Source organism: Coprococcus sp. AF19-8AC, assembly GCF_003603115.1.
Classification (GTDB): Bacteria; Bacillota; Clostridia; order Lachnospirales; family Lachnospiraceae; genus Coprococcus; species Coprococcus aceti.
Window position 1 is genome coordinate 133,905 of the sequence record NZ_QTMI01000003.1, and the last position, 14,268, is coordinate 148,172.

11 protein-coding genes are annotated in these 14,268 nt (G+C 33.6%); all 11 read left to right on the top strand.

Annotation, left to right across the window (positions count from 1 at the left end):
* Positions 1 to 20 precede the first annotated feature (20 nt).
* The gene (locus DWX57_RS08785) at positions 21 to 1,172 is read left to right on the top strand and encodes a glycosyltransferase family 4 protein (RefSeq protein WP_120123711.1); all 1,152 of its coding nucleotides are present in this window, start codon (positions 21 to 23) and stop codon (positions 1,170 to 1,172) included.
* A gap of 199 nt (positions 1,173 to 1,371) precedes the next feature.
* Positions 1,372 to 2,625, top strand: a complete 1,254-nt coding sequence (locus tag DWX57_RS08790; protein ID WP_120123713.1) for a hypothetical protein — start codon at positions 1,372 to 1,374, stop codon at positions 2,623 to 2,625.
* The gene (locus DWX57_RS08795; protein WP_120123716.1) at positions 2,622 to 3,830 is read left to right on the top strand and encodes a CDP-glycerol glycerophosphotransferase family protein; all 1,209 of its coding nucleotides are present in this window, start codon (positions 2,622 to 2,624) and stop codon (positions 3,828 to 3,830) included. Before DWX57_RS08790 ends, DWX57_RS08795 begins: the two co-directional genes overlap by 4 nt.
* Positions 3,790 to 5,319, top strand: coding sequence for a lipopolysaccharide biosynthesis protein (locus DWX57_RS08800; RefSeq protein WP_165852787.1), 1,530 nt, complete (start codon positions 3,790 to 3,792; stop codon positions 5,317 to 5,319). Before DWX57_RS08795 ends, DWX57_RS08800 begins: the two co-directional genes overlap by 41 nt.
* Positions 5,320 to 5,337: 18 nt before the next feature.
* Entirely contained in the window at positions 5,338 to 6,159 is an 822-nt protein-coding gene (locus DWX57_RS08805) for a glycosyltransferase family 2 protein (protein WP_120123721.1), read from the top strand.
* A gap of 48 nt (positions 6,160 to 6,207) precedes the next feature.
* Complete coding sequence (locus DWX57_RS08810) at positions 6,208 to 6,939, top strand: IspD/TarI family cytidylyltransferase (RefSeq protein ID WP_120123723.1); 732 nt, start codon at positions 6,208 to 6,210, stop codon at positions 6,937 to 6,939.
* A gap of 10 nt (positions 6,940 to 6,949) precedes the next feature.
* On the top strand, positions 6,950 to 8,017 hold the full coding sequence (locus DWX57_RS08815; RefSeq protein WP_243106206.1) for an NAD-dependent epimerase/dehydratase family protein: 1,068 nt from the start codon (positions 6,950 to 6,952) through the stop codon (positions 8,015 to 8,017).
* Positions 8,018 to 8,029: 12 nt separating this feature from the next.
* Positions 8,030 to 9,148, top strand: coding sequence for a polysaccharide pyruvyl transferase family protein (locus DWX57_RS08820; protein ID WP_120123726.1), 1,119 nt, complete (start codon positions 8,030 to 8,032; stop codon positions 9,146 to 9,148).
* A 180-nt stretch (positions 9,149 to 9,328) separates the two neighbouring features.
* Positions 9,329 to 10,711: a site-specific integrase gene (locus DWX57_RS08825; protein WP_120123728.1), complete on the top strand. Its 1,383-nt coding sequence runs from the start codon at positions 9,329 to 9,331 to the stop codon at positions 10,709 to 10,711.
* A gap of 6 nt (positions 10,712 to 10,717) precedes the next feature.
* Complete coding sequence (locus DWX57_RS08830) at positions 10,718 to 12,409, top strand: hypothetical protein (RefSeq protein ID WP_120123730.1); 1,692 nt, start codon at positions 10,718 to 10,720, stop codon at positions 12,407 to 12,409.
* 174 nt (positions 12,410 to 12,583) lie between these two features.
* Entirely contained in the window at positions 12,584 to 14,245 is a 1,662-nt protein-coding gene (locus DWX57_RS08835) for an ATP-dependent nuclease (RefSeq protein WP_120123733.1), read from the top strand.
* Positions 14,246 to 14,268: the final 23 nt, after the last annotated feature.

Below are 14,268 nucleotides of genomic sequence, written 5' to 3' on the forward strand. Positions count from 1 at the left end.
GTTTCAAAGGAGCGGGAGAAATGGTTATAGGGCATTTAAGTGCGTATGATGATAAAGCGGCTAATGGGGTTGTAAAAGTAGTTTATGATTTGACCAGAGAGCAAGTTAAACAGGGACATATCGTATATGTTTATGGTTTTAAAGAGGGAATATTTGAAGTTGATACTATTCACCGACCAGAAGGAGTCATTCTTAAATATTTTCCTCGAGGAAGTAAAAAGAACGGCTTCCTATCTACAATGTTTTTGCGATATTTGAGAGAGAACCCTGATAAACTTGACTATTTTCATTTTCACTCAGTGTATATGCGGATGAATGTGGTTGCTGCAGAATATTGCAGTATGCCTTACATTGTAACACCTCATGGTGGATATGCTCTCATCAACAGAAACAGAAGTTTTTTTACAAAAATAAAGAAGGCAATTTATGAGATTGTTTCAGAGAGAAACTATCTTCGTAATGCTCTGATGATTCAAACGCTAAGTGACTTTGAAAAGAGGGAATTGCTGTCGATTTTCCCTGAACTAGAAAATCAAACTTACACTATTCCAAATGGTACGCCAGATGTTTTATATCAGGCTGAAATCAGTAATTCTAAAACATTGCGAATTGGGTTTATTGGTAGAGTAGCTGTTTATCATAAGGGACTAGATTTATTTATGAATGGGATGTCTGAATATGTGAGGCATGGAGGAAAACGTATTCAGGTAAAAATAGTTGGACCTGGTAATTACGAGGATATTGAACAGTTGGAAAAACTCATTCAAACTAATAACCTTGAAAATTATGTAAAAATAATTGGTCCGTTGTTTGGAAAAGAAAAAGAAAACTTTTTGATGAAAGAGACGGACTTGTTTATTCATACTTCACGTTGGGAGGGATTACCACTTTCTGTGCTTGAGGCATTGAGTTATGGTATACCAGTACTAGTGACGAAGGAAACGAATATGGCTGGGTATGTGAATCAATATGATGCGGGGTGGGTTCTTGAGAATAATTCTGCAGAGTGTATAAATGCTACTCTTGAGGAGATTTTGAACGAGAAAGGTTACAGACAAAAAGGAATTAATGCGAAGAGACTTGCAAATCAAGTTTTTTCATGGGGGGAAGTTACCAAGACGTTGAGTAAGCAAGTACTAATGTGTTTAAATCAAGTTAATGGAACAGAGTGAAAGTAGAGTTTGCTATTTAGTAGAAATGATATTTAAAGTAGTTGTTTTGCGTTAGAAAAAATGTTGCGCATATTTAGGGCTGAGTAAAATACATATAACGTAATGGTTTACAATATTGGAAAAATCAAATTTAGATTTCACGAAATACTTAAAATGATTTAGTTTCTTAGAAAAAAAGAAACAGGGAGAATATTTGCAAATGATCAATAAATCCGCTTTATTACAATACATAGTTATATATGTTATGCTATTAGTACAAGGTACTGCATTTGAAAATACATATCACGATCTATTTCAAGCTGCTATTTTTGTTATAGGAATAGTTTATTGTGTAAAACAGTTTCTATCAAAAAAGAAATTTATTCATATAACTGTACTGGTAATAAGTCTGTTTATTACATATATATTAACCCATGGAAGTTTAACGATTGCTTCATCTATAACATTAATCAATACCTTCCTTCTAGTAGCCTGTGTATATAAAATTTGCCCAGATAAAGTGTCCGATAGAATAATCAAGCTGATTTATGGCTTGTCTATAATTAGTTTAGTGTTTTATGCTATACAAATGATAAATCCTAGCCTGCTAAAAAGTATTTCTATTCCATATACATTTGCATCAGGAGATGCATACTGGGTAAATGGAAAGCGAGTTGACCTTATTATCTATTTCAACTTCCTTTTTTCTTTTAGTCCGTATGCCCAGAGACTGAGAAACTGTGGTATATACACCGAGCCAGGAGTATATGCTATGGTGGTGACTGCAGCTTTATTTTTATTGATTTATAATAAGAAAAAAATGCCAGCAAAAAAGTTTAACAGATATTTGTTTGTGTTTATCATAACGATGATATCTACGCAGTCAACGATGGGACTCATGTGTTTAGGCGTGATATTGCTCTATTTACTGTTCATAAATAGAGCGGATATGGGGAATGTTAAAATAATTTTGATTTTAGCTGGAGTTGTTGTTGCGGTTGTTTCTATTTCTCAAGGGTTAGACAGCTTTATATATAAAAATATACTAAAGAAGATATATGATGTTAATAAAGGTATAATTGACTTGTCTGTTTCTACAGGGGCATCCAGAATAGAATCAATAAGAGCGGATATGAAACTTGCTTTGACCCATCCGTTCGGCGTAGGATATCTTAAATATATTCCTATGTGGAACGCAATTAAGAAGAATATTCCAGATACAGCATCTTGCGTGGGGCTTACAAAAAATCTTGCAGTATTTGGTTTTATTCCAATCATATATACGATTTCCTATTATTGCAATGTGTTTCGAAATAAGAATAAATCTTTTTCAGTAAGTTATTGTGTTTGTTTGCTAATTATGTTTTTTTCACAGCCGAATTTTTTTGCTCCTGTGTTAATGTTGGTTTCTTATATGGCAGATAAGGAGATTTCCTATGAGGAAAAAGATTGTAATTGGAGAGTTGAATCATGAATAGAAAAAAATTATTAACGAAGATTATTAGAACAGGCAGTAAGGTGTTCGATATTGTACCAATAAATAATAAGCGTATATTATTTACTTCGTATAGTGGGAAACAGTTTTCGTGTAATCCCAAATATATATATGAGTACATGAAACTTCATTATCCTAATTACGAATATGTATGGGCATTCAATGATCCAGATAAATATCAGTTTTTGGTGAGCGATAATACAAAAGTTATAAAATATAACAGTTTGAAATTCGTATACGAGTCAATGACTGCAATGTGTATCATTACAAATGTGGAACTTTCTCCTTGTGTTATGTACAGAGGAAATAAACAACTTCGTTTGAACACATGGCATGGTGGAGGCTGTTATAAGCTAGCAGGATATGATACTTTGAAGGTTGGAGCTAATGAAGACCGTTTAAGGCATTCATATGGACTAATAAATACATGGGTTTCCTCATCAAAGTTTTTTTCACAGCATGTTATAGTTGGAGGATTTAGATTCCATGGAAAAATATTGGAAACTGGGATGCCGAGAAATGATATTTTAACAAATGAAATTAGCAAGAAAAAACGTGATGAAATATTAAAAAGACTTGGGCTGAAAGATTACGATAGAAAGATTATATTATATGCTCCTAGCTTTCGTGAATTGAGTGAGTTTAACTCTGTTGATAATCTTATATTTGATTATAAAAAGATACTAGAGTTGTTAAAAGATAGAGATAAAAAGGATTACTATTTTCTGTGCAGAGCGCATCACTATATGAAATCGACGTACAATTCTTTAGATTTGAGTTTAATTGATGTATCTAATTATCCTGATATGCAGGAGTTGTTGAGTGTTGCTGATATTTTGATTACAGATTATTCTTCTGTAATTTGGGACTATTCAATTAGGAATAAGGAAATTTACTTATATACGCCGGATTTGGATCAGTTTGTCGCTACAAGAAGTTTCTATAAAGAAATACATGAGTGGGGATTCCCGGTAGCTGTCAATGAGGAAAAACTTCAAGAATATGTGAGTATGAGAGCAGGTGTCGGATGCGGAAAGCGCCATATTGATATGTTAGAAGGATATGAGTGCGGAAAAGCAACAGAAATGGTAACCAGTTATATCGTTGAAACCATGGATAATCTGGATAGAAAAGGAAAATATGATGGAAAAATCAAGAACTGTTTACGCCAAACGCAACATTAATGCGGGGATTATTTCGCAAGTTATTAATGTAGTATTAAGCTTTATATGCAGGACTGTATTTGTTTATTCACTTGGTGCCAGTTATTTGGGATTGGGTGGATTATTTACGAATATATTGAATGTATTCAATATGGCTGACTTAGGCTTTTCAACTGCTATGATATATAGCTTGTATAAACCTGTAGTAGAAAAAAATGAAGAAGAAATCGTGGCATTGATGACATTTTACAAGAAAGTCTACCGGGTTATTGCTGGAGTGATTCTTGTAATCGGCTTGAGTCTGATTCCATTTTTGGATAAAATTATTAATCTGGAAACAGAAATACAGAACGTAATTTTTTATTATCTGCTTTATCTCTCAAATGCAGTGGTATCATATTTATGTGTTTATAAAACTTCGATTCTTAGGGCAAATCAGGAAGCTTATGTTCTGAATGTTGTCCAGGCTGTGATTACAGTAATCCGGTATACAGTACAAATTATTGTATTGCTTGTATTCTCAAATTATACATTATATTTAATAGTTCAGACAATTGGTACACTTTTGGTAAATATAGTGGGGGCTCACTTAGCAGAAAAAAGGTATCCTTTTATAAAACAACAAGGGGTATTATCGATTAGTAAAAAGAGAGAAATAGGTGACAACGTAAAATCCCTTATGTGTTTTAAGATAGGTTCAGTCCTACTTACGAATATTGACAATATTTTAATATCAACAATTGTAGGTACTATTTGGGTTGGACTGTATTCTAATTATGTTTTAATTGAGAATAGCATAAAGGGTTTTGTCTCCATTATTTTTAATGGATTAACAGCTTCTGTTGGAAATCTAGTCGTTAAAGAAAAAAGAGAAAAACAGGTTAAAATGTTCTATACTATGAATTTCCTGACATGGTGGTGTTACAGCTTTTGTACAATTGCTTTTATAGTTATGTTCCAGCCGTTTATCAAATTTTGGGTTGGAGAAAAGTATTTATTGCCTTTTTGTACAATGCTTGCCATCTGTATTTGTTTCTATGTACAGGGATCGGTAAAAATTGTAGAGGTATTCCGAGAAACAACAGGTGTTTTTAGACAGACGAAATATGTTTATTTACTTGCATCAATTCTAAATGTTATTTTTTCTGTTATATTGGGAAGACAGTTTGGATTGATGGGGATTCTACTAGCTACAATTATCGCAAGATTGCTTACACATGTGTGGTATGAGCCCTTTTGCTTGTTTAAGTTCTTTCAGGAAAGTGTTCGTACATATTTTGGCAAGCAATTAGTTTATCACATAATTTTTGCTATCTGTGCTATTGCGACCTACAAAGCAGCCAGTATTGTAAATCTTTCTATTAGTATTATAAATTTGTTGGTAAAAGGAGTAATTTGTCTGATTATTCCGAACGTATTGATTGTGATTGTTTTTTCGCGGAGTGAAGAATACAGGGAAGGAATTAGACTGCTTGCTGGAGGCAGGTTTTCAAAAATTATTAAAATATAAAAGGGGGGAAAAAGAAAAATGAAAAAAAAGTTGACTGTGATTTTTACATGTTTTAATAGACGAAAGTATACAGTTAGGGCTATGAAAAGCCTTGTTGAAAAAAATAAAAAATTGGACTGGAAGTTTATCATTGTAGACGATAAAAGTTCTGATGGAACAGCAGAAGCAATCAAGGCTTTGAACTACAATACAGAGTTAATTGAAGGGAATGGAAGTTTGTTCTGGTGTGGTGGAATGAGAGTCGGTATTTCACGATATTTGGAAAGCGATGATGGAACAGATTGTTTGTTAATCAATGATGATGTTGATTTTTACGATTCTGCAATTGAAAAACTGGTGAGTATTCAGGCAGGAAGAACAGATACAGTGATTGTTGGTGCTACATGTGATAGTCATGGTAAATTTACATATGGGTTGCGAAAACATAGAGATAATAATAGTATCTGGTTAAATCCGATATTACCTAATAGTGATAACATAAATGGTGACACAATGAATGCTAATTGTGTTTTAATTCCATATAAGGTTATGCATAAAATTGGAAATATGGATGTAGCATACAGCCATTCGTTAGGAGATTATGATTATGGATTTACTATTCGCAGAAGTGGTTTTAATTTGATCTCTAGTGCAGAATATGTTGGCCATTGTGAAGATAATGGATTCGAAAATACATGGAGAAATCCAAATCTAACTCGTATTCAGAGATTAAAGAAGAAAGAGTCACCAAAAGGAAGTCCATTTGGTGAGTGGTGGCATTTTTTGAAAAAGAACTATAATGTGCTTTTTGCAATTAAATATAGCGTGATCCCGTATGTTAAAATATTGATAGGAAGGTAAAGAATACACTTTGTTTTATTGTTTGTAGGCATAAAAAGGAGGAGACGTATGAATATAGCAGTTATTTTTGCAGGCGGTGTTGGCAGTAGAATGCATAGCAAAGAGAGACCAAAACAATTTCTTGAGATGTATAATAAACCGATTATTATACATACTATAGAACATTTTGAAAATCATCCAATGGTTGATGCAATTGTAGTAGTTTGTGTTGAAGATTGGATTGATTATTGTAAATCACTACTTTATAAATTCCGTATCGAAAAGGTTAAAGCTGTTGTTCCAGGAGGGGTAACAGGTCAGATGTCCATTTATAGTGGATTAAAGGCAGCTAAAATAATTTCTGGAGACGAGAAAAGCATAGTGTTAATTCATGATGGCGTTAGACCTTTGATAAATGATAAGGTAATTACGGATAATATTAATAGTGTAGAAGAAAACGGTTCTGCAATAACAACTGCAGTTGTAAAGGAAACAATTCTTGTAGTAAATGATGGAACATCAACAATAGATTATGTTCCGAGTAGAAAGAACTCTAGAGTGGCAAGAGCTCCACAGAGTTTTTGGCTTGATGACATTTTAGCGGCACACGAAAAAGCAATTTCGGAAGAGATAACAGATTATATTGATTCGTGTACAATGATGCAACATTACGGATTTAATTTATTTTTAGTAGATGGTCCGGGGGAGAATATCAAAATAACAACTCCAGAGGATTTTTATACAATGCGAGCAATTTTGGAAGCTAAAGAAAATGCTCAGATTTATGGTTTTGATGAATAGGAGAAACGGCGTGAACAGTTTTTTAAAAAGTAGAGTTTTATTGGAAGACTTGGACTACCTGGTTGATACATTTAGCAAAAAAGACGAACTGAAAAACAGCACTGTTTTGATAACAGGTGCTACAGGATTGATTGGAGTTTCAATAACAAGGGCGTTTTTATATATGAATGAAAAATATGGAACCAAAATCCAGGTGGTAGCATTGGTTCGCAATTTGGACAAGGCTAAGTTAATTTACGAGGACCTCCTTGATAAAACTGATTTATCATTGATTGTGAGTGATGTTACAGAGCAATTTGCCGTATCAAATAAGATTGATTACATAATACATTGTGCCAGTGTGACAGCTTCAAAAATGATGATAGAAAAACCTGTAGAAACCATTTTTACCGCTATAGAAGGCACCAGAAATTTGCTCGACTTGGCAGTGAAGAATAAAGTAAAATCTTTTTTATATGTTTCTTCAATGGAGATGTATGGTTCTTTTGTTAATGGAGCTGAGGACATTACAGAAAAAAAGTTGGGCTATATTGATCCGCTTAAAGTTCGAAGTAATTATCCAGAGAGTAAACGGCTTTGTGAAAATATGTGTGTAGCCTATAATAGTGAATATAGTGTTCCTATCAAAATTGCAAGATTAGCACAGACTTTTGGTGCAGGTATACTACCAGGTGAAAACAGAGTATTTGCCCAATTTGCAAGAAGTGTTATTGATAATAAAGATATTGTTCTACATACGCTTGGAAAGTCAGAGGGAAATTACTGCTATATTAGTGATGCAGTTTTGGGATTGATGGATATATTGGTTTCTGGTGAAAATGGAGAGGCTTATAATATTGTTAATCCCGCCACTCATACAACGATTTCTGATATGGCAAAAATGGTTTGTGATAAAATAGCTAGTGGATCAATAAATGTGATATATGATATTCCTGAAGACAATCAGTATGGATATGCTGCAGATACTAAATTAAAGTTAAATTCAGATAAACTTTGCAGTCTAGGATGGAAACCTCGTATTGACCTTGAAACATCTTATCGAAGATTGATTGAGTACATTAAAGAAACAGAGTGTTAGGGAAGGAGAAAAATGAATATTGGAATTATTGGAATTAATATACACACTGTAGATCTGAATCCTGGTGCTGTACTTCATGCATGGGCTTTCCAAAAGTATATTCAGCGATTTAATGGGATTAAGGATGTAGATATTATTGATTATGTTCCGCAACATGTAAAGGGGAGAATAGGATCAGATTTATTCAAACAGTATCTTAAACAAAAAGATTTAAAAAATGCAATTAAAAGTTTAGTATACAGGAGAGTTTATTTGCACAGATTCAACAAGTTTAACAGCTTTGTTGAAACTCAGATGTGTGTGGGAAAAGAAAAGTTTGATAGTTATGATGGTTGGGAAGGGATAGAAAGAAAATATCAAAGCCTTATTGTTGAAAGCGATGTGGTATGGGCGAAACATAACGGGGAGTTTAACCGTGTATTTTTCTTAAGTCTTCCTTGTATGAAAAATACCACTAGAATTGCATATGCTACAGATATTGGTAATTTGGAAATAGGAACACAGGCAGAAGAGTCGGAATTTATAGAGTTACTTAGTAGTGTAGAACATATTTCATGTAGGGGTAAACATTCGGAAGTTTTCTTAAAACAATATACAGATAAAAACGTTGTGTCATTGATTGATCCAACACTTTTATTAAATACCTCAGATTATGATAAGATTTGTACTCCACGTCGCAGAAGGTCAAAGTATTTATATTGCTATTATATAGATTATGATAAACGATTGATTCATTTTGCTAAGAAATATGCAAAAATGCACGGATTGCAATATATTGAGGCAACATCTAGAATAACAAAAGAGAATATATTCAAATTCGATAGAAAAACATACAATATTGGGGTTGAAGAGTTTATCTCTGAAATAAAATATGCAGATATTGTGATGACTAATTCATTTCACGCTTGTTGTGTGAGTATACAATATCATGTAAACTTTTACGCGTTTCCAAGACGTGATGAATATAAAGTTTTTGATTTAGTAAATCAGATGCAGATGCAAGATAGATACATAACTAGTTATACAATTGATAATGAATCAGATATTGATTATGAAAATGTTGACTTGATTTTGAATAATGAACGAGAAAAAAGTAGAATATGGTTAACCAAGGCACTTGAAATTAGCTAGGGGTATGATGCATAAGGGAACCCAGATCCACATAAATGAGGTATGAACAAAAAAGACTACTTGTTGATATTATTATTTCCTTGAAATAACGATAACTCAGTGTTAGTATAAATATATAAAGGTTATGAATTGAACCTTTATATATTTATTGTTTAAAATCAAAAGAAAGGGATATTTCGTTTGGAAACGACAGGGCGGCAGGATAAGCCATTAGCAAAATTGAAGTCGGAACTGGTAACTAAAAAAGATATAGATTTGGATTGTTATGAACACAATATTTTGCCACTATTTCTCAACAGCTTACATTACACAGATAAGAGAATAAATATAAATAAGCGAAACGGTAAAGTCTGTGATTGTATTATTGATACCAAGATTATAGTAAGGTTTTACAGGAATGAGGGTGAAAAGAAGGCTCTCAGTGAACTTGATGGGATTCTCGATAGCAAGGGGTATGAGTGGGGAATTCTATTGCACAGGAAAGGTATATGGTTATTAAATAGAGATATATACCGGGGAGATGAGTCATTTACTTGTGACAGAATAGTATTTGCAATGTCATTTACAGGCAGTAAGGATAATAACTATTTTAAATATCTGTCATATGATAACTTGGTTGGAGAATCAAGGAATGCCAAGTACTTTGCGGATATAACAGAATATAAGAATAGAAACTTTAGCAGCACGAATAAGGCGAGTTGGGCGGCATATAGTGGTGCTCTTAAGAGATTTTTTAATTACTATGCAGAGAATAGGTACAATTATTCACAAGTAACTTATATGAATATTACATTTAGTGATTTTGAGGAATATGTCAAAGCAAGCAGTAACATAAATTCCGAAACCAGTGCAAAGAATCAGTTTTCTTATATAAAGGGATTTATGATAAGTAAGACAGGTCCCGATGGGGAATTTGCAAGAGGGCGTGACGAATTGCTGGGACGTTGCCAGGATATATTGCGAAAGAAGAATGATGAGTTTGTGGATATTACAGCAGCACAGGTTCGAGAGCTCATAGATGCGCTGGCTAAGGATAGGAATGGAACAAGAAACATAACCTTATTTTTGATGATCATGGGAATGGGGATAGAACGTCGAAAGCTATGTTCACTTAGATGGGATTATGAGATAGCGAAGGATATGACGCATATACAGATGGATGCTCTATCTGTAAAGCTGCCAAGGATATTGGAACAATCCCTTAAGGAACTTCGGATGGAGGAGCCTGAGGATGCGGTATATGTATTTGGTAACTGCACAACTAAATATATGACCCCGTTGAAGGAGGGCAGTATCAATGGAATGCTTGATCGAATAAACAAAACAATTAAAAATCAAAATGGGATTAACATGATAACTCCGGCAGGATTAAGAAGATGGTTGTTTTTGCATTTGCTGGATATGAATGTAAGTCTTCAGGAGATTATGTGCATGATGAATATATCAGTCGATAATCTGAGTAGTTATATTGATGATGCAAAAATGCGGGACAGAGGTAAGACGTTGATTAATTCTTGGGACAGGCATCCTATGGATGAGTTTTTTGAGGGAGTGAAAGGGTGAGGTATAATGGGAATAATAAGTGATTGTTTGACAAATATTGGCTATGAGGCAGCAAAACAATATTCAGAAGTTAAGTTGGACGAATCAAAACTGAAAAAAGAACTAAATGAATTTGTGATTCGACAAAGAAAATACAATGATTTGTGCTTGGCTAAAGATGAATGTGATTTTGAGGGGGTGCTTGAATATATAAAGAATGATTTGATTCAAGAGGCTTATATTCGATTCTTTTCTGCAAAAACAACTGAACGAAAAAGAGCGCATGAAGAAATAATAAAAAAGGCTATACATAATTTTAATGCGACATCAGATGAATCGAAGAAAAGAGTGTCGAGGTGTATTGCAGTAAGCCTTGAAATCATACGTAATTTTTTCAAAAAAAATCTGAAATTAAAAGATTATATTTTGGCTGCGGATATAGTCGATTCAGTTAATGAAAATACTGTTGCTGTTACAAATGAACAAACAGATGTATTATCAAAAAAAATAGATGATTATCAGTCTGGAATATTAGAGGAATTACGCTTTAAAGAGATGTTAATGTTTGGAGAAGATCTGGGGATGGTGGAAAGCACAATTAAAAATGTACTTGATGTCAGATCTACAAAACATCCATTATACCCATACTTTGGATACAGTTATAATGGTAAGAGAATAGTTAGCGTTCCGCTTACAGATGAAAGTCGTGATAAATATCCTGAAAATTATTATATAAAAGGTTCTATTTTAATAAATGGTGAATATTCAAAGGATAAAAACATGGATCCATTGAATTATGCGTATAGACATCAATTAAGATTGACGATGAAAGTTGAAGAGGCGATTAAGTTATTGGGAAATAGTAAAGATCCAATTCAAGGTGAAGCTAAAGATCTTATTGGTAAAGAGATTGTTGCAGTACCACCAAAGTTTCCAGAATCTTTTGCGTGCTCTTTAAAAGTTGGGAAAGAAACTTTTTATAATTATATATTAATTCGTACGCAGGAGATATTAGATGATGGCACATACATACTTGGAAATAAAGAGCAAGAGAATGCAAAAATATATGTTGAAATACATTTGAATTTTAAGAACACCAGTAGTATAGACTTTTTGTTTCATACACAATGTATTAGTAGTGAAGAAAAGTTACAAAATGCGTTATTCAAAGAAGCATTAAGCAAGAAGAAAGATATTCATTTATTTGTATTAAGCTCTCAACAGGACATGATGGCTGGTAATGTAAGTGATTTCAGGATAGAAACGGGATTTGAATCAATAAAAGAAGAAATTGATTTCTTTGAAAGAATTTGTGATATAGAACGGTATTTTAATGTAAAGCTGAATGTCGATGGGGATATATATAAGAAAGACTTTGACACAGTATTTCATCTTTCAGAATTGATAAGAAATGAATCTGTAGAATCAACATGGGATAAATTGGAAATGAAAGGAGTGCTTGACCCAGAATTTAAAGAGTTGTTATGTAAACTGGAAAATCCGTTGCCTCCACTTGCGTGTGAAGATACATGTAAGCTGGTATTATTTAATGTGCCTATAGAATACAAGTTTCTAAGTGTATATAGAAGTCCGTTAATTGCTGATTTTGAAAAGTTTAGGAAAAAACTTGATGCGTTAGAGATTGGAGACCCAATTAAAATTCCTTTTGTGCCAGGAGATGATAATACAATGTATGAGACACTTCATATGCCAGAGTAGCCTTCGGCTACATAGTTTGGTATGGATTGGTGGTGTTAAAATACATTTGGTAGGAGAGGATTAAAAGAGGAGACTTATTGGTATAGCAAAGAAAAATTACTGGATAGATAGTTTCCATGAGCGATCACGGATGAAAAAAGGGAGTTGTTTGAAAGAAATGAGGGGGGATTGTATATGTTCGCAGGAATAAGATTTAAGGGATATAAGGCATTTGCCTCAGACGAGTATACGGAACTTGATGATTTGCCGAGAGTGTCGGTGATAATTGGTAAAAACAATAGCGGTAAGTCTAGCGTAATTGATGTTTTGGGAATGACTTATGATAAAACCTATGTTAAAAGGGAGCAAATTGAAAATTCAGCAAATGAGGTTATTGTTAAGATACCGGTTACTAGAGATATGTGTGAAAGACTGATTGGTAAAAATCAAACAGTTGGAGGATATACAAGTGGTACATTGTGGAATATCACTAAGGAAAGATATATAGGTTATAAAATTTCTTTAAATGATGTGGAAGGCGATGTAGTAGTGTGGGGTGATAAATTACCTATTTTTAATACCGAATATGGAATTTATGTGGAGAAAATGATTCATTCTGAAAGAGAAGATTATGTATTTAGACATGTTGCTGCTGAACGAAACATAATTCCTGAGCAAGGGAGAAAACTAGGGGAAAATTCAGAGAATCTAACAAGTACTGGAGAGGGGGCAAGTAATCTCATAAGGGTATTTATTACTGATAGTAAATATGATGAAACGATAATAGAGGATAAGCTTTTAAAGGCAGTTAATGAAATTATGGCTCCGGAGGCTGTGTTTGAGAGTATTCGAATTCAGCAGGTGAATGATGACAATTGGGAAGTGTTTCTTAAAGAGGAGGGCATGGACAGACGGCCATTGTCACGGATGGGAAGTGGTCTAAAGACAATTATATTAGTGCTCCTCAATCTTTTAGTTATACCTGAATTACGTGGTTACAAGGATAAATATTTGGTGTATGGTTTTGAGGAACTTGAGAATAATCTACATCCAGCCTTGCAGAGAAAACTATTTGAGTACATATATAACTTTGCAATAAAACATAATGTTAAAGTATTTATTACCACGCATTCACATGTGGCTATCAATGCTTTTTATGATAAGGATGAAGCGGGAATATTCCATGTGTATAAGCAGAATGGGAAGGCTCATATTAAGCGTATTGAGTCGTATATTGATAAGGCTCAGATACTTGATGATCTAGATGTGAAGGCCAGTGATTTGCTTCAGTCAAATGGTATTATCTGGGTTGAAGGTCCTTCGGATAGAGTGTACATACAGAGATGGCTTGAATTGTATTATCCTGATCAGTTTATTGAAGGGGTACATTATCAATTTTTATATTATGGTGGGCGGATTTTGGCACAGTATTCTGCACAAGAAGTAACGGATTTAATAAGTGTTATTAAGACGAATAGGAACGCAATCATTGTTATGGATAGTGATAAGAAAAGTAGTAGTGCTCGTCTTAATGAGACAAAAAAGAGAATGATAGAGGAGTTTGATAATCTTGGTATGATGTACTGGGTCACTAAGGGCAAGGAGATAGAGAATTATATTCCGATGGAGGTTATTGAAACTGCTATTGGAATTGAACTTGAGTCTCAGTGTGGACGGTATGAGTTGTTCCAGGATTATATTGAGTCCTATTATCATGGTTTTACATGGAAGAAGGTAAAGTTTGCAAGAATGGTTGTAGGGCATATGACATGTGGGAATATGGATGATATGTTGGATGTTCGCAAACAGGTGCTGGAGATTGGAAAGAGAATTATGGCGTGGAATGGAGAAATATAAGATTAAGAGTTTGAGATTGTATA